The sequence below is a fragment of the Paenibacillus sp. JSM ZJ436 genome (assembly GCF_044383795.1).
Taxonomy (GTDB): Bacteria; Bacillota; Bacilli; order Paenibacillales; family Paenibacillaceae; genus Paenibacillus_AQ; species Paenibacillus_AQ algicola.
In genome coordinates this window covers 193,920-211,083 of the sequence record NZ_JBISEO010000003.1, presented here as the reverse complement: position 1 = coordinate 211,083, position 17,164 = coordinate 193,920, and the positions used below count along the sequence as shown (strand labels likewise).

The following is a 17,164-nucleotide window of genomic DNA, read 5'->3' as shown; positions in this document are numbered from 1 at the left end:
TAAAGTCTTTTGAAACTTAATTATGGTAGTTCTTCAGTGGCCTCCAGAGGAGCAGGCTTATCTCATTCGCCTGTGCTGTTAGGGAGCTACACTATTATTTTCTTTTGGATAAATTGAACTATTTATTCACCGGGTTTCTCAACTCCAGCAGTCGCTGAACCCGCTCCCACACGGCCTCCGCCTCCTCCATGCCGGCCCAGAATAGCATTAGCTCCCGCCGAATAGCAATAATATCGCGGTGATGCAGACCCAGATCTGTCATCAGCTTGAAAGTGGGGATAATTTCACGATACATATGAAACCGGGAAGGCCGATGAAGCTCATCCACGCCCTTCCATTCTGCAGCCCGCTCCAAACTCGGAATCGAGAGTGTTTGCCTGCGGATCATGAGCTGCGCCTCCTCGGAGAGGAGAAAGTCCACCAGCAGCTTGGCTGCATGCTTGTGCCTGGATCTTGCATTGACCGCGAGCCCGGTGGTCAGCAGCAGTGTTGCGGGAGTGTCCCTTCTCGGGATCGGCGCAATGTCATAATCGACGTCGGCCGATTGCATTTTATTGAGGCTGTAATAGGTACACAGAATCATGGAGGCTTTGCCTCTTGCAAACAGCTCTTCCACATCGGCATTGCTCTCGGAGAAATGAAGCGGTGAGTAGCTCTGGTTAACAATCAGGTCCCGGCACTGCTCAATGCTGGCTATGAACTTCGCCTTCTCTGTCTCTGCGTTCTCCGCACCGTTTACAAATCCGTTCTGCAGCAGCATGATCGGCCATCGGTTGCTCGACGGCATATGATAATAGAATCCGAAGCCGCCATGATCGGCAGCCAGCTTGGCAGCCGCTGCTTTCAGATCCTCCCAGGTCCAGCTGCTGTTCGGCTCTGTCAGTCCGCTTTGTGTAAAATGAGATTGATTATAAGCCAGGATGACCGGCGAGAAAATCCATGGAACGGCCAGCAGCCGTTCATTATAGGTGAATAGTTTTGAGAGAAATTTATAGGTTCCCGGGAAGGAATCCAGCTCCTCCAGATACTCCGACTCGGTGTCTGTGCTGAACAGCTTGAAGTCACTGTAATTCATCGTCATGACATCCAGCCAATCATTGTCCATGAACTCCTTCACTGTCGTATGATAGGGATCATACGGCAGAAGAAAGCTCTGCACCTCAATCTGGGGATATTTAGCGTGAAAAGCCTGCAGCAGAGCATCCAGTTTCGCTTCCTTGGCTATATTCTTATAGCAGCCAAGCTTGATCTTGATCTGGCGCTCCGGGACGGGGTGCAGCACCCGCGCTCCTACCTTGGGCAGCTTCATAATCAGCTCTTCCTCGCTTAGCAGCTCCAGCCCCTTGCGGACCGAATTCTTGCTCAGTCCATACTGCTCTCCAAGCTCGGCGATCGACGGCAGCATCTCTCCCGGAGCATAATTACCGCTTACGATCTGATTTCTCAGCGTGGCGATCATATGATCCAGCCGTTTATGAAATGTGCTTCGCTGTGGTTTCTTGCCTGTCATGGATTCTATTGCTCCTTTTTACTGACTTTTCCTGTCCTCGACAATATTCGTAAAGCATACCATATCCAAAATGTTCCCGTCTATTTCTTCTAAGCCAAAAGCCCCCCAGCGCATAGTCCTGGAGAGCTTGTATCCAACTCGTATCCTATATTTGAAAAAAAGACTGCATCACCTGTTACAAAGTTACCAGCTGCGGCTTGCACAAGCGGATGTAGCGGTCGCTCATCGCTTCCACATCGGCCTGGTCATGCGTAACAAACAGGCAAGTCATCTGGGCTGCTTTGACGATGTCCCGCAGCTCCCGCCGAATGGAGTGCTTCAGCTCTGCATCCAGGCTGCTGAACGGCTCATCCATAAGCACCACATTCGGCCGCGGGGCCATCGTGCGTGCCAGTGCAACCCGCTGCTGCTGTCCGCCGCTCAGCTCATGGGGATAACGATCCTCAAAGCCCTCCATCCGGATCAGCTCCAGGAGCTCGGCGACCCGCTGTGCCCGTTCTTTGCGGGATTGCTTATGCAGTCCAAAAGCGATATTGCTTCTTACATTCATATGCGGAAACAAGGCGTAGTCCTGACTGACCATGCCGACCCCGCGGTGCTCCGGCTGTACAAAGGTGTGAGCGCCATTCACCTGAACCCCGTTGATCCGAATGACGCCGGAGTCCGGCGCCTCCAGGCCGGCGATCAGGCGCAGCAGCGTGCTTTTTCCATTCCCGCTGCTGCCGACGATGCCGACGATTTCTCCCTGCTCCACCGCCAGGCTCAGCTCCTGAATGACCGGCTTTATCGCTCGAGCATAGCTGAAGGTCAGCTGCTCAATCTCAACAATACTCATGCTTCCCACCTCTTATCCAGATTGTGAAGTACATATACCGAGATAAAGCTGATGCTAATAATAAGCAGTGCCGGCACCGAGGCCTCATGAATCTGCTCATTATTGGCATATTGATACGTCTTCGTAGATAACGTTTCAAAATCAAACGGACGCAGCAGCAGCGCCAGCGGCAGCTCCTTGCAGATTTCAACAAAGGTCAGTATGCAGCCGCTGAGGACAGCTCCTCGAATCAAAGGAAGCTCGATCCTCCAAAAGGTCGCCAGTCTGCTTCTGCCAAGCAATCGTGAGGCTTCCGTATAGCGCGTGCCTGTCTTCTCGAAGCCAACCTCCACGGCATTATAGCCTGTCGCCATAAATCGGACCACATACCCGAAGATAAGCATCCCGGCTGTCAGACTCAGGATCACAGGGGTTCCTGTTCCTCCCAATGCAGCATGCAGCTTGATATAAGCCTGGTCGAGACGGAGGAAGACGCCCAGCACACCGATTGCGATAATAGCACCGGGAATAGAGTAGCCGGCAATAACCAGCCGGGACAGCAGTGCAGCCCCCCAGGTCCGTGAGCGGGTGGCATTGCCGACCACAAGCGACAATATCATGATGATGGCTGTTGCGGCAGCCGCTGTATATAAGGTTCTTCCTACATAATACATGAACTGATCATTCCACACATCCCGGAACGTCCAGCCTGCCCAGACAGAAAGCTGCACGATCGGTACAGCAAACGCTGCCGCCAGTACAGCAGCCCCGTATAGCAGAATACCCATTCCCTTGACCCGGCTCAGCTTCGCTGGCTGCAGCGGTTTAGACTTGCTGGTGCTGGAGCTGAATCGGCGGCTGCGGCGCAGCAGGCGCTCCAGCAGGAATATGCCGGCCAGAACGACCATCAGCCAGGCGGCAAGCCTCATGGCTGAATTCACATCATACATCCCGAACCAGGTTTTGAAGATGGCCGTTGTAACGGTCTGAAGTCCAAAGTACTGGGTAACCCCGTAGTCGCTAAGCACTTCAAAGACGACCAGACTCACCCCCCCAACAATCGCCGGGCGGCTAATCGGCATGACGACACGAAAAAAAATCGACAGGCTGCCTCTTCCCAGCAGTCTTGCATTCTCAATAAAGGCCGCACTTTGCCTCTCCAGAAAGGCTCGCGTTACGAGATACACATAGGGATACAGAAATAAGGTGAATACGACGACGGCGCCGCGCATAGAGGTCAGGCTGATCCACTCCTGAGAGGGCTCAAGTCCGAAATCCCGCAGCGTAACCTGTACCACTCCGGTGTAGCTGAACATCGTACTGTACGTATAAGCCCCGATATAGGGCGGAACCGCCAGAGGCAGCACCAGCGCCCAGCGCAGAATGGATCTTCCCGGAAAATCAAACACGGTCACAAACCACGCCAGCGATACGCCCAGCAGCATCGTTGTAACCGCTGTTATTCCAGTCAGAATCAGCGTCTCCAGCATGTAATCCTTAATCAAGTATTGCTTAATATGGGCCCAATGCTCACTCGGTGGTTCAAAGATCGATAGAAATACAAACAAAATAGGCAGCAGTATCACTGCCGCCCCCAACATGCTGATGAGCCACCAGCCGTTTAGCTTATTTATAAAATACGAACGTATCTGTCTAAAAAGCATGTATTATTTCCAACCTGTCTTATTCATGATTTCTACAGCTTCAGCGTTACGCTCACCCAGCTTGCCAAGCTCAATCACCTGAGTCTTGAAGCTGCCCCAGGATTTGAGAAGCTCCGGAACTTCAGCTTCCGGGTTCACTGGGAATTCGTAATTCTCTTTCGAGATCATACCTTGAGCTTCCTTACCTGTCAAGAATTCAATCAGCTGAACTCCATAATCCTTGTTCTTGGCATGCTTGGTCAGGGCTGCACCGCTGACGTTGATATGGGTTCCGGTCGTCTCCTGGTTCGGGAAGAATACGCCAACCTGATTCCCAACCTTCACTTCTTCCGGATCTGCAGAGTTCAGCAGCAAGCCGATATAATACGTGTTCATAATCGCTACATCGCCAACGCCTGCTACAACGGCTTTGGCCTGATCGCGGTCATTGCCTTCCGGCGTGCGGGCCATATTCGCCACCAGACCTTGGGACCATTGCTCTGCCTGCTCCGCACCGTTCAGCTCGATAAAGGAAGCCAGCAGCGATTGATTGTACAGGTTAGAGGATGGACGAACCAGCACTTTTCCCTTCCAGTCGGGACCTGCGAGATCTTCATAAGTGGACAACTGCTCCGGCTTCACCCGATCCTTGGAATAGACGATGACACGGGCACGGCTGGACAAGCCAACCCATTGATTCTCAGGGTCGCGCAGCTCTTGAGGCACCTGCTGATTTACGGTTTCAGACGTAATTGGCTGCAGGATGTCCGCCTGCTTGGCCGTGTTCAGCACACCGCCGTCAACGGTCATGAACACATCTGCCTGTGTATTTTCACCTTCGCGCTTCAATCTTTCAATTAATTCCTCCGCCTTGCCGTCAATCACCTTGACCTCAATGCCGGTTTCTTCTTTAAACTTCTCGAACAATAGCTTGTCTACATCATAGCTGCGGGAGGAGTAAACATGAACCACTTTCTCGGTTTCCGCAGCCGTGCCGGCTGCGCCTCCGGTGCTCTCCTCTGCTTCTTTCTCAGCACCGCAGCCTGCCAGCAGGCCTGCTGCCATCACAATACTTACCATAGGCGCTACAAACTTCCGAAATTTCAATCTCGACACTCCCTTTTTTATGTAAATGATTATCATTATCACTTGCTACCCGAAATGAATCATAATTCATTACGTTTAACCTGTCAAGCATTACTTATGCGGCTTCTTCTACTATTCCCGGCGGCGGCGGAATATACATATCAATAGCCCTGCGAAGAAATGGAGGAACACAAAATGCCATCCACGGACCTGAAAAAGCTGGAGTATGCTATTGCCGAAATTACCGAGGTCGCCGCAAGCCTTGGCCTGGATTTCTATCCCATGCGCTATGAGATTTGTCCGTCGGACATTATTTATACGTTCGGAGCTTATGGTATGCCTACCCGCTTTTCTCATTGGAGCTTTGGAAAGACGTTTAACAAAATGAAGCTCCAGTACGACCTGGGCCTAAGTAAAATTTACGAGCTTGTTATCAATTCCAACCCCTGCTATGCGTTTCTGCTGGACAGCAACTCCCTCGTTCAGAACAAGCTCATTGTGGCGCACGTGCTGGCCCATTGCGATTTCTTCAAGAACAATGCCCGCTTCTCCAAGACCAATCGCAATATGGTCGAGAGCATGACCGCGACTGCAGAACGAATCAGTGACTACGAGAAGCAGCACGGAGCCTTGGTCGTGGAGCAGTTTATTGATGCCGTGCTCGCCATCCAGGAGCATGTCGATCCTTCCATCGTGAAGCCTTACCGGATGTCGAAGGAGGATTATGTTTCTTCCATGCATCAGCGCGCCTCTTCTAAAGGAAAGGCTGCCGCCGCTTCACCCTATGACGACCTGTGGTCGCTGGAGAACTCCAAGGAGCCGGAGAAGAAAAAAGCGCCACCGATATTCCCTCCCCGGCCGGAAAAGGATCTTCTATGGTTTATTGAGGAGTATTCATCCATTCTCGAGCCGTGGCAGCGGGATATTCTGACCATGCTGCGCGATGAAATGCTCTATTTCTGGGCACAAATTGAAACCAAGATTATGAATGAAGGCTGGGCCAGCTTCTTCCACCAGCGAATCATGCGGGAGCTGGATCTGACCGCGGAGGAAACCGTGGAATATGCCAAGCTGAATGCCTCCGTCGTCCAGCCTTCCAAGCATACGTTGAATCCGTATTATCTGGGCCTGAAAATATTCGAGGATATTGAGAAGCGGTGGGATCATCCCTCCCCGGAGGAAAGGGAACGGTTCGGCCGGGTTCCCGGCAGCGGCAGGGAAAAGATGTTCGAGGTCCGCGAAAATGATGCCGATATCTCCTTCATCCGCAATTATTTGACGAAGGATCTGGTTAAGGAGCTGGATCTGTATGTGTTTGAGAAAAAGGGCCCGGAGTGGAAAATTACCGATAAATCCTGGGAGAACATCCGGGATCAGCTCGTTTACGCCCGCGTTAACGGCGGCTTTCCTTACCTTGTCGTCAAGAACGGAGACTACCTCGGCCATGGCGAGCTGTACCTGCTGCATCAGTTCGAAGGACAGGAGCTGGATTTGAAGTATGTAGAGCGTACACTGCCCTATGTATATCAGCTGTGGGGAAAGACCGTTTACCTGGAAACGGTGGTCGAGGAGAAGCCGCTGCTCATGGTATACGATGGCAAAAAGGTAAGCCGCAAATTTCTATAAATCCATACGAAGCAGGGCTGATCCGCGGTCAGAATAAATCTGCCGCAGATCAGCCCTGCTTCTTGCGCTTCTTAAAGAATCCCGACTGCAGGCTCGGCTGCTGCCGCTGTCCGCACTTCGCCTTCATCCGGCTGACCGGTACGCTGCAGCGCCTCCAGATCATTCGCCAGCTTCTCCATCATCTTGACGAATGAGGACAGCTCCTGCGAGCTGGCCGCCTGATGGCGTGCATTCATCGCCGACTGCTCCGAGTCCTGCTCCACCTGCTCCAGCTTGGCGATAATGCTGCTCACCTTATCCTGGATCTGCTCCATCGCACCGCGCGAGTGACTGGCCAGCTTGCGCACCTCGCCGGCTACCACCTCAAAGCCTCGTCCAAATTCCCCGGCATGTGCCGCTTCAATCGCAGCATTCAAGCCCACCAGATGGCTCTGATCGGCAATTTCCCGGATCAGGATGCCCATTTCGTCAATCTGGCGGACCTCCTGGTTCAGCTCTCCCGTCAGCTCATAGGCTTTGTCCTGCGCTTCAGCGGCCCGGGCTGCATTATCTGCCATGACCGCTGCACTCTGATCCAGCTCCACAATCATCGCGCTGAGCTCCTGAACTGCCGCCGTAATGGTTTCCAGCATATGCTGCTGCTCGTCCGCCAGCTGCTGAATATGCTCCTTCTCCTTTAATTCATAAGCTTCCAGCACCAGCTGGGAATCCAGGTTAAACATTTTACTAAGTGCATGCACGACCTGCATCCAGCTTCCGGGCGCTTCCCGCTGAAGCAGCTCCGCTGCAATATCCAGATATATCATATATGAACCGAGATAATAGTCCGTCGTCAGCCCGATCCGTGAATGAATCTGACCCACGAAAATCCGGTTGTTAATATAGGCCTCATCAATCATACCTGCCGCCAGAGACATCCAGTACTGACGCTGCGTTTCCTTCAGACGCTCCAGACTGGAGTGGCGCTCAATAATCGCCTTCAGCTCCTGCCGGCTTGCCATCTGCTGATACAGCCGGTCCACGACCTCGTTGACAATCTTCTCAAATACCTGCTTGTGATCCGTAAGAAGCTGGAGCTCCTTCTCCTGCAGACCCATGTAGCTCAATTGCTGAAGTCTCTCCGGCGAAACATTAATCATCATCCACTCATCTCCTAAGGCTGTAGTCCGGTAGTCCTTCTCTTACATTCTTTACCTCGTCCCCCGGTTCATTATAGACCAAGATACCCTGAATTTCCCAAGCCTAAAGACCTAATTGGTCGTACATATGCACCAGAACATGCCAAAAACGGCCTCTTGAGAGGCCGTTAGGGAGATGGCTATGGAAATGAATTTACCGGTTCAGCAGACTGCCGACATACCGCAGCAGCTCATTGGCACAGACCGGACAGTAGCCATGCTCATCAATCAGGCGAGTACTGACCTCATTGATCCGCTTCAGCTGGACGGCATCCGGAGTTTTCGTGGATGTCGTAATTTTGACAATATCCTTCAGATCTGCAAACAGCTTCTTCTCAATCGCTTCCCGCAGACGCTCGTGATTGGAATAGTCGAATTTTTTGCCCTTGCGGGAATACGCGGAGATTCGAATCATAATTTCCTCGCGGAATGCTTTCTTGGCATTTTCAGACACGCCGATCTGTTCCTCGATGGAACGCATCAGGCGCTCATCCGGATCCATCTCCTCATCGGTCAGCGGATCGCGGATTTTGGTCCAGTTGCAGAACGCTTCAATATTGTCGAGATAGTTCTCGAACAGCGTCTTGGCCGACTCCTCAAAAGAGTATACAAACGCCTTCTGCACTTCTTTTTTGGCCAATTCGTCATACTCCTTGCGGGCTGCCGAAATAAAGTTGAGGTACCTCTCCCGCTCCTCCTTGGTAATGGAAGGATGCTGGTCCAGACCGTCCTTGATCGCTCTGAGCATATCCAGCGCATTGATGCATTGAAGGTCCTGCTTGATCAGTGCGCTTGAGATCCGGTTGATGACATATCGCGGATCGACGCCTGACATCCCCTCCTCCAGGAACTCATTCTGCATTTCCTTCAAATCTGCTTCCTTGTAGCCCTCAATTTCCTCGCCGTCATACATACGCATTTTCTTGATGAGGTCCATGCCCTGCTTCTTCGTTTCCTTTAATCTTGTCAAAATGGTAAAAATCGCAGCCGACCGCAGTGCATGGGGAGCCACATGGATATGGCGCATATCACTTTGGCCGATCAGCTTCTCATATATTTTTTCCTCATCGGTGACGCGCAGATTGTACGGGATCGGCATCACGATCATTCGGGACTGCAGCGCCTCGTTCTTTTTGTTCGCAATAAAGGCCTTGTACTCGGACTCGTTCGTATGGGCAATGATGAGCTCATCCGCGCTGATCAGTGCAAAGCGGCCGGCTTTGAAATTACCCTCCTGTGTCAGGGACAGCAGGTTCCACAGAAACTTCTCGTCACACTTCAGCATCTCCTGAAATTCCATCAGGCCGCGGTTCGCCTTATTCAGCTCTCCATCAAAGCGGTACGCCCGGGGATCTGATTCCGAGCCGAATTCAGTAATCGTTGAGAAATCAATGCTGCCCGTCAGATCGGCAATGTCCTGTGATTTGGGATCGGAAGGACTGAATGTGCCGATGCCGGTGCGGCCTTCCTCCGAGATCAGCACGCGCTCTACCATCACAGACTGGATGTCACCGCCGTATTCGGTTCTTAGCCTCATCTGGCAGGAGGGACAGAGATTGCCTTCAATTCTGACGCCGAGCTCCTGCTCCACCTCGGGCCTTAGCTCCAGCGGGATCAGATGCAGCGGCTCCTCGTGCATGGGACAGCCCGCAATCGCATATACTGCACCGCCGGGCGTTCGGGAATACTTCTCCAGTCCTCGCTTCAGCAGTGTAACGAGTGTCGATTTGCCGCCGCTGACAGGTCCCATCAGCAAAAGAATCCGTTTTCTAACGTCCAGTCGCCGGGCCGCAGAATGAAAATATTCCTCCACAAGCTTTTCCACCGCACGGTCCAGCCCGAAGATTTCCTGCTCAAAAAACTTGTATTTTTTGCGTCCGCCGCTCTCCTCCACGCCGTAGGATTCAATCATGTCATAGACCCGCGCATGGGCGGTTTTCGCCGGCGCCGGGTTTGTTTTCAACAATTCTATATAATCTTTGAATGTACCTTTCCATGCCAAGCGGTCGCTTTCTGCCTGATACGATGCGATGCGTTCAAAAATATCCATCCCATGACCTCCTATGACTTCAAACTTTGAGGATTGGTTCTTTTCGCTTCCCAAGACTCCTTCACGCCTTCAGCCACCGAAAAAAGTGTATTACATACCTATGCGGCAGGCGCGGAATAGTTGACCTCATTTCATAGGAAAGCCGCTCTTTTTTCGCCTAGAGCCTCCGGATTTGCGGCAAGGAGACCCGCACCTGTTCCCAGCATGTTATACTGATGGAACAAATATTTCGCGGCACAAGCGGCCTAAACAGACTATGTATGGACATAAAGGAGAGAAGCCATGGCGATTCAGCACGAAGCCGAGCTGTATGCTCCATTAAAGGCTTTTTTTGAGGAAGAAGGGTATGCTGTCAAGGGTGAGGTACGCCACTGTGATCTGGTGGGCATAAAGGAAGGCAGCGGGGAGCTGCTCATTGTAGAAATGAAAAAAACGTTCAACCTCGCTCTGCTGCTGCAGGGCGTCGAACGCCTGAAGATGAGTCCGTTTGTGTATTTGGCGGTGGAAAAGTCCCGCGCCAAGAAGGGGGCCGTCAACCAGCGCTGGGGCGAGCTTACGGCTCTGTGCCGGCGGCTGGGACTGGGGCTCGTGACGGTCACCTTCTACAAAACAAAGCCGCCCTTTGTCGAGAAGCTGTGCCGTCCTGCCGAGGAGCCTCCGTCCCCGCGGGGCTCTGTCCGCAAGCGGGACCGGCTGCTGCTGGAGTTTCACGAGCGGAGCGGAGATTATAACACCGGCGGCGTCACGCGCGCCAAGCTGATTACCGCCTACCGCGAGAAGGCGCTGCGCGTCGCGCAAGCCGTTGCCGCCTTGAATGCCCATGCAGAGGACGCGGCAGACAGCCTGAAGGGGACGTCTCCGGCGGCGGCCAAAGAGGCGAGCGGCATCGGGAATGCCGCCGCTATATTGCAGCGCAATTATTACGGGTGGTTTGAGCGGACTGGCCGGGGCCGGTACGTCCTGACCTCCGAAGGCTTTGCGGCGCTGGACAAGTATGCTGCGGTGCTCCCTGCCCCGAAGGCCTGATCTCTCTGATTTCTCTGATCTCTAGCTGCGGGCCGTAAACTCTCTCAGCGCTTCGCTGATCAGATTCATGCCGAGCATGAGCTCATCCCGGCCGGGATGGGTGAAATTGAGGCGGATATAATCATGATTCTCTCCGTCCGGCGAGCACATGGAGCCCGGCAGGAAGCTGACCCCCTTCAAGGCCGCAGCCTTGAGCAGGACATCGCCGCTCAGTCCGCCCGGCAGCCTGACCCACAGGAACATGCCGCCCTTCGGCAGCTCATAGGAAGCACCGCTCCAGGCACTGCGCCGCAGGAGCTGATCCATCAGCTTCAGGCGGGTGACATACTCCCGGTTCAGAGCGCTGAGATGCTCCTCCAGATGGAAGTGCCGGGATAACAGCAAATGATGCAGCATCCGGTGGATGAGCATGCTGGACTGCCAGTCTGCCATAAGCTTGACAGCCGTCATCATGGAGATGACCTCGCTTGGCCCCGCTGCCCAGCCCGTACGCAGCGCCGGCGCCACCGTCTTACTAAAGGAGCCGACATACAGCACCTGCTCGCCCTGCCTTTCCTCCAGCGCCGCCAGCGGCGGAAGAGGCTGGGCCGCAGGACTGCCGGGAAAGCAAAGCTCGCCGAGGGAATCATCCTCTACGACCAGCAGAGAAGTTCCGGCGATGACCTTGAGCACCTCAAGGCGCCGTTCCAGCGACCAGAGGGCACCTGTCGGATTATTGAAGTTCGGGGCCGCAAAGAACAGCTTCGGCTGATGCTTAAGCAGCAGCTCGGCCAGCTGCTTCGGCAGCACACCGTCATGGTCGCCGGGAACGGGGATCATGCGGACACCATGAAGGCGCAGCACCTGCAGGAGGCCCGGCGATGTCGGATTCTCGACCAGTACGGTGTCTTCGGGGTTCGTGCAGGAGCGGACCAGCAGATCCATCGCCTGCTGGGTTCCCGTCGTCAGCAGAATGCGGTCCGGCTCCATATGCAGTCCCTTGCGCCGGCTCCAGCTCTCGCTGAGCCACTGCCGCAGCGGTCCGTAGCCCTCCGCCTCCCCGTATTGCAGGGAGCGGGGATCGGCGGAAAGCACAGAGCCGGCGGCCTCCGCCAAGGCGGATACCGGAAACAGCTCCTCCGCTGGCAGCTCTTCCGCCAGAGAAATCAAAGAATCCCGCTTCGCAAGCTTCTGGACACTGCGCAGCGGGGAGGTTAGTAGAGAATGTGTACGGGAAGCAAAGGAATACTGCATCTAGGCCTCCTCCTTCATCCGTGAATACGTGAATACGTGAATATCACACCCACTAAGACTATTCTTGGACCATCCAGATTATAACTCAGCGAAGCACCTAGGCATACTGCTGTCGCCCCTTGCGGGTGTAAAGAGCGTATTTCTCGATCGCTTGAGCTCTCGTATTCACACCCAGCTTGACGTAAATTTTACGCAGATAGTTGTCGATAGAACGGCGGCTGACCTCGATTTCAACTGCGATTTTATCATACGTAATGCCCTGCACGATTCGTTCCATAATGAAGGTCTCTGTTTCAGTTAACGGCAGATTGCCCTCGGCGATCGGCGAGGCAGGGAGCGGCCAGATGGCCTGCTTGACCCACTCCAAAGGCAGTGCAGTGACATCTTCGCGCAGGCCGGCAATCAAATGAATGAGCTGAAAGGGCGATGCCTGCTTGGACAGCATCCCGCTTGCCCCCCGGCTGATCAGGCCCTGGAGAAGCGATAAGCCATCATGATCGGTCATCATCACGACATGACTTTGTGGAGACACCTGCTTCATTTTCTCCAGCACCTGCTCTGCGGATTGCTCGCCCAGACGATAATCCAGCAGCACGAGATTCGGCCTGTGGTCTTCGACAAATTTCACACCCTCCTGGCCATTCTGTATCATTCCGATCACCTGCAAGTCCTTTTGTTCCTCCAGAATCAACTTGGTGCCCAGCATACTCGTAGGATGACTTCCAATGATGGCGATCTTCCAAACCTGACTCATGTTAACCCCCCTGTTTCCTGTTTCAACACGTGGTAATTTTCGTTAAACAATGTAGTGTGCCCTAAAACCAGCAGATCTCCGAGCCGCCTTCGCACGAATTCCGGTTGTTTGCCGCTTTGGCGTATCAGACACGAAGAGATCCTATCCAGCGCAGGCAGAGTAAGGCATTAGGCTCAGTTCATGCATCTATAACATGGCAAATGGCTTATATGTATCTCTCTTTGCTAGCAAATCTATACAGATTGTATCCTATTCTTGTTATTATAGGCAATCTCTTTTTCGTCAAATGTCATTTTTTGTTCGTCTTTGCGAAATATATGCACGCGTGATAGAATGATGATTGGAAAAATTGATAGGAATTACAAGGGGTGAAGAGATGCCAATACTGCAAACAGAGAATGAATCTCCCTATCCATCCCGCGAAGCTTCCAGAAAGAGCCCGAAAGCGCGTTACTTTTGGTTGTTTTGGCTATTCATGATCGGAGCGGGAGTGGCTGCCGCCTACTATTACAGTAATCATCTGCAGCAGGAGATGATGCTGGGGCTTCAACAGGATACACAGCGAGAAATGGCAGCATTGAAAGCTCAGTACGACAGCCGTTTTGCAGAGCTTTCAGCACAGATGAGTGAGATTGACAGCAAGGTGCAGTCGTTTAATGAGCTGCTTACCTTTACGAAGGATCAGGCCACCGGGGAGACGGACAATAGCAACAAGCTGTATACACAGCTGAATGATGTCAGGCAGCAGCTCTCCAAGCTGGAGAAGAAGCTGGAGCTGTTGAAATGAGATCTATGATTCAGATGACACCCAAGCAAGTCAACCGGTTGTTCCTGCTGGTGCTGGCCCCTTTTATCGGGATCGGGCTGAGCATCTGGCTCTTGAGCGAGCCTCCGCGGCTGCAGCTGGATATTTCGAGCTATACTCCGCAGCAGAGCCTGGAGACGCAGACCGGAAACGTCAGTCGAGGGCTGGAGCTTGCCAGTGCTACAGTCGATCAGACGATTGCTTCTATTGAAAGAACAGGTCAGCTATATCGTCAGACCACCTCTGCCATGAACAGCATCCGGGCCCAGGCGGAGTCTCAGGCCGGATTACCGGAATACATTTATAACCGCCGGATTACGAGCAAGCTGGGGCGTCCCATCGAAACGGTGAATACCGAACGGATCACGCTGGAGCTGTATAAGGTGAATCCGGGCTATTATCAGGGACATGCACTGAAGATCAAGCTGAAGGATCCGAACGCCATGACCATGGTTCTCGGCAACGGCCAGCCGGGCAAAGCCATCACCACCCTGCAGGCGGTACGAAATCATGGAGCGGTGGCCGGCATTAATGCTGGCGGGTATGCGGATGGTAATGGCGGACGCCACCCTTTAAGCACCACCTTCATCAACGGAAGCTATGTTACCGGATTTCAGCCCAGCTTCAAGGATCTTGCCTTTGTCGGCTTGAATGAAGACGGCAAGCTCATCGGCGGGAAGTTCAAGAGCCGGGATGAGCTGGATCGACTGAAGCCGAAATATGGCGCAACCTTCGTGCCTGTCCTTATGAAAAACGGGGTGAAAACGCCAATTCCGGCGAAGTGGAAGACCGATCCTACGCGCGCGCCCCGCACTGTGATTGGCAACTACAAGGATGATCAGCTGCTGATTCTCGTCACGGAAGGATATAATGAAACCGGAAATTCAGGTGCAACCCTGCAGGAGCTTCAACGAAAGCTGGAGCAGCTCGGCGTGAAGGACGCTTACAATCTGGATGGAGGAGGCTCCTCCTCCCTCATTCTGAACGGCCGGGTAGTAAACCGACCTTCGGATGGACAGCTTCGCCCGGTACCGACACACTTTCTCTTTTTTAAATAGCACACAGGTAGCATGAACTTACATGCATATTGCCATTTCTTTTTTGGGGCATGCTGGGTATAATAGAGAGTAGCTTAGCAGGAGGTGGCCTTAAATGTCCTTTTCATTAACGTTCTGGATTATCATGCTGGTGTTTGCACTGTATACCGTCGGTATTCTGACCGCCGCATACAATGAAGACAAAACCAACGGCCTGTAAGGCGCGGCTTCCTCAATCGGGGAAGCTTTTTTTCATGTCATGGAGCAGTTATTTCAGGCCCTTATATATAAAAAAGCACCGCTTCTGCGGTGCCGTGGCTGCTCTATTAACCGTGCTTCGGAAGCTGGGTCATCTCATTCATGCAGGAAGAGCAGATATAACGATCCTTGAACTCGCTGACTCCATCCATCGAGCCGCAGAATACACATTTCGGGCGGTAGCGCTCCAGAATAATATGGTCACCCTGAACCAGAATTTCGACAGGGTCTCCTTCATTCATCTGATATCTCTTACGCAGAGACTTTGGCAGCACAATTCTCCCCAACTGATCCACTTTACGTACAACACCGGCCGGCTTCATACGATTGAAACACCTCTTTCATTCAACAAATTCTAAGTATACCGACAATATGATCTTATAGACCTAGTATAATAGTTCGATAACATATTGTCGAATCCTGCTAGTTTTTTAATAAAACATAAATTTTTTAGGATTTTCCCTCTGTTGAATGCAAGAGACTGTTTCGGGGCAAGCTCGGCCGAGGCTGCTAGAAGATCTTAGTCTCCTCCCCCGCCGCCAAGCAGCTTGAGAAGGTTGCTCGGAAGCGCAAACTGCTGATTCTGGATGACGATTCGCTGAAGCTCCTGCTCTGCCGCATCATCCGCATCCTTAATCTCCTGGATTTCACGGTGCAGCCGCTCCATCTGAAGATCCAGTGCATTCGCGGCGTCTGCGGCACATTTCAGTTCCTGGGTCAGCCGCTCCGGCACCTCTTTGTTGTATTTATAAAATATTTTATGCTCCAAGGAAGCCCAGAAATCCATCGCAATCGTACGAATCTGAATTTCTACGCAGGCCCGCTGCTCACCATCGGACATATAGACCGGAACATCAACCAGAACATGCAGGCTCTGATAGCCATTAGGCTTCGGGTTCTTGATATAATCCTTGACCTCCAGCACCCGCAGATCACTTTGCCCGCACAGCAGCTCCTGGACACGATAGATGTCGGAGATGAAGGAGCAGGTGATCCGGAGCCCGGCGATATCCTTGATGTGATGCTTGATGCTGTCGAAGGAGAGCTCGTGGTTTTTGCGGAACATTTTGTTCATGATGCTCTCCGGGGTCTTGAGCCTGGACTTGGTATGCTCGATCGGATTGTAGTCATGGAGGGACTGAAATTCCTCCTTCAGCACATCAATTTTCGTCTCCATGTGATCGAGTGCAAATTTATACGTCATTAGAAATCGCGTAATGTCATATTTGAATTTCTTGAATTGGTCGATGGGATACGGTGCATTCATGATACAGCTCTTCCTTCCTTGATCTGTTTGACACTATTATATAAGAAACCGTACCAATACTGAAATGAGACAGGTGCGGTTCTTATTAGAGGTCGAGGAGCAGAGAGACAAGCAATCCCATTGAAGCGATAAAACCAACCACAGGGCCTCCCTCCTCAAATGCTTCAGGCATCATCGTGGAGCAGATCATGGCAATGATACCTCCTCCCGCAAAAGCTCCCAGGACGGCCTCCATTTCATCTGTGAGCTGTTCGAGAAACAAAAATCCTCCCATGGAGGATAGAGAGGCACACAGGAACACAGCGCCCCACATCAACAGGATTTTGCGGCGGGAAAAGCCACTTTTGACTAAGCCGTCTGTACTGGATATCCCTTCTGAAATATTGCTGAGGAAAATGGAAACGGCAAGAACGATACTGACTCCATTCCCTGTCAAAAGGCTGGCACCGAGCATAATTGATTCCGGAATGGCATCCATCACACTACCTACAAAAATACCGAGTCCACTTTGAGACTGCTGGTTCTGACCCTTATTATCCCTGCTTCCGGATCGCTTCCGATTAGCCCCCCCTTTTTTTGAAATGTATAGATCAATTGCCGTAAAAACAATAGCCCCCCCGGTAAAGCCTACAGCTGAAGCCAGTGCTCCTCCACGGTCCAGCGCATTCTCGAGCAGTTCATAAACTGCCGCTCCAATCAGGGTGCCTGTTCCAAATGCCATAATCCAGCCGATAACTTGCTTGGGAATCCGAATAAACAAAGATGCCAAAGCCCCGATTACAACCGAGGATCCGGCAATACTGCCCCACATGAGCGCCATCCACATAACCTGAACTTCTCCTTTCAGTACAACTTTTCCATTTTTCCATATTATCTA

At 52.4% G+C, this 17,164-nt stretch carries 15 protein-coding genes; 4 read left to right on the top strand and 11 right to left on the bottom strand.

Features of this window, described 5'->3' with window-relative positions; genetic code table 11:
* Window positions 1-118: 118 nt before the first annotated feature.
* From ACH6EH_RS05175 to ACH6EH_RS05160, 4 genes are all read right to left on the bottom strand, one after another.
* Window positions 119-1,510 carry an extracellular solute-binding protein gene (locus ACH6EH_RS05175; RefSeq protein WP_397331403.1) on the bottom strand — a complete coding sequence of 464 codons (1,392 nt, stop codon included), beginning with the start codon at window positions 1,508-1,510 and terminating at the stop codon, window positions 119-121.
* 175 nt (window positions 1,511-1,685) lie between these two features.
* Complete coding sequence (locus ACH6EH_RS05170) at window positions 1,686-2,345, bottom strand: ABC transporter ATP-binding protein (protein WP_397331402.1); 660 nt, start codon at window positions 2,343-2,345, stop codon at window positions 1,686-1,688.
* Window positions 2,342-3,892 carry an ABC transporter permease gene (locus ACH6EH_RS05165; RefSeq protein ID WP_397331401.1) on the bottom strand — a complete coding sequence of 517 codons (1,551 nt, stop codon included), beginning with the start codon at window positions 3,890-3,892 and terminating at the stop codon, window positions 2,342-2,344. Before ACH6EH_RS05165 ends, ACH6EH_RS05170 begins: the two co-directional genes overlap by 4 nt.
* Window positions 3,893-3,991: 99 nt before the next feature.
* Entirely contained in the window at window positions 3,992-5,074 is a 1,083-nt protein-coding gene (locus ACH6EH_RS05160) for a Fe(3+) ABC transporter substrate-binding protein (RefSeq protein ID WP_233281027.1), read from the bottom strand.
* Between the two features lie 174 nt (window positions 5,075-5,248).
* On the opposite strand from ACH6EH_RS05160, the gene ACH6EH_RS05155 reads away from it, so the two are divergent.
* On the top strand, window positions 5,249-6,679 hold the full coding sequence (locus ACH6EH_RS05155; protein ID WP_397331400.1) for a SpoVR family protein: 1,431 nt from the start codon (window positions 5,249-5,251) through the stop codon (window positions 6,677-6,679).
* A 71-nt stretch (window positions 6,680-6,750) separates the two neighbouring features.
* On the opposite strand, the gene ACH6EH_RS05150 is transcribed toward ACH6EH_RS05155, so the two are convergent.
* Together ACH6EH_RS05150 and ACH6EH_RS05145 are read right to left on the bottom strand one after the other, a co-directional pair.
* Complete coding sequence (locus ACH6EH_RS05150) at window positions 6,751-7,821, bottom strand: protoglobin domain-containing protein (RefSeq protein ID WP_397331399.1); 1,071 nt, start codon at window positions 7,819-7,821, stop codon at window positions 6,751-6,753.
* 190 nt (window positions 7,822-8,011) lie between these two features.
* The gene (locus ACH6EH_RS05145; protein ID WP_397331398.1) at window positions 8,012-9,907 is read right to left on the bottom strand and encodes a PrkA family serine protein kinase; all 1,896 of its coding nucleotides are present in this window, start codon (window positions 9,905-9,907) and stop codon (window positions 8,012-8,014) included.
* A gap of 282 nt (window positions 9,908-10,189) precedes the next feature.
* Here ACH6EH_RS05145 and ACH6EH_RS05140 point away from each other — a divergent pair, with 282 nt between their 5' ends.
* A complete protein-coding gene (locus ACH6EH_RS05140; RefSeq protein ID WP_397331397.1) occupies window positions 10,190-10,933 on the top strand; it encodes a DUF2161 family putative PD-(D/E)XK-type phosphodiesterase in 744 nt (247 codons plus the stop codon).
* A 21-nt stretch (window positions 10,934-10,954) separates the two neighbouring features.
* Here the strand turns inward: ACH6EH_RS05140 and ACH6EH_RS05135 are convergent, their stop codons facing one another.
* Window positions 10,955-12,166 carry an aminotransferase-like domain-containing protein gene (locus ACH6EH_RS05135; RefSeq protein WP_397331396.1) on the bottom strand — a complete coding sequence of 404 codons (1,212 nt, stop codon included), beginning with the start codon at window positions 12,164-12,166 and terminating at the stop codon, window positions 10,955-10,957.
* A 97-nt stretch (window positions 12,167-12,263) separates the two neighbouring features.
* On the bottom strand, window positions 12,264-12,920 hold the full coding sequence (locus ACH6EH_RS05130) for a response regulator (protein WP_397331395.1): 657 nt from the start codon (window positions 12,918-12,920) through the stop codon (window positions 12,264-12,266).
* Between the two features lie 376 nt (window positions 12,921-13,296).
* Here ACH6EH_RS05130 and ACH6EH_RS05125 point away from each other — a divergent pair, with 376 nt between their 5' ends.
* Window positions 13,297-13,707 carry a hypothetical protein gene (locus ACH6EH_RS05125; RefSeq protein WP_175415329.1) on the top strand — a complete coding sequence of 137 codons (411 nt, stop codon included), beginning with the start codon at window positions 13,297-13,299 and terminating at the stop codon, window positions 13,705-13,707.
* Entirely contained in the window at window positions 13,704-14,783 is a 1,080-nt protein-coding gene (locus ACH6EH_RS05120; protein WP_138226656.1) for a phosphodiester glycosidase family protein, read from the top strand. Before ACH6EH_RS05125 ends, ACH6EH_RS05120 begins: the two co-directional genes overlap by 4 nt.
* 305 nt (window positions 14,784-15,088) lie before the next feature.
* On the opposite strand, the gene ACH6EH_RS05115 is transcribed toward ACH6EH_RS05120, so the two are convergent.
* The 3 genes from ACH6EH_RS05115 to ACH6EH_RS05105 form a co-directional block, all read right to left on the bottom strand.
* Window positions 15,089-15,343: an AbrB/MazE/SpoVT family DNA-binding domain-containing protein gene (locus tag ACH6EH_RS05115; RefSeq protein WP_138226657.1), complete on the bottom strand. Its 255-nt coding sequence runs from the start codon at window positions 15,341-15,343 to the stop codon at window positions 15,089-15,091.
* A 197-nt stretch (window positions 15,344-15,540) separates the two neighbouring features.
* Entirely contained in the window at window positions 15,541-16,287 is a 747-nt protein-coding gene (locus ACH6EH_RS05110; protein ID WP_138226658.1) for a GTP pyrophosphokinase, read from the bottom strand.
* Window positions 16,288-16,372: 85 nt separating this feature from the next.
* Window positions 16,373-17,113 carry a ZIP family metal transporter gene (locus ACH6EH_RS05105; RefSeq protein ID WP_397331394.1) on the bottom strand — a complete coding sequence of 247 codons (741 nt, stop codon included), beginning with the start codon at window positions 17,111-17,113 and terminating at the stop codon, window positions 16,373-16,375.
* Window positions 17,114-17,164 lie beyond the last annotated feature (51 nt).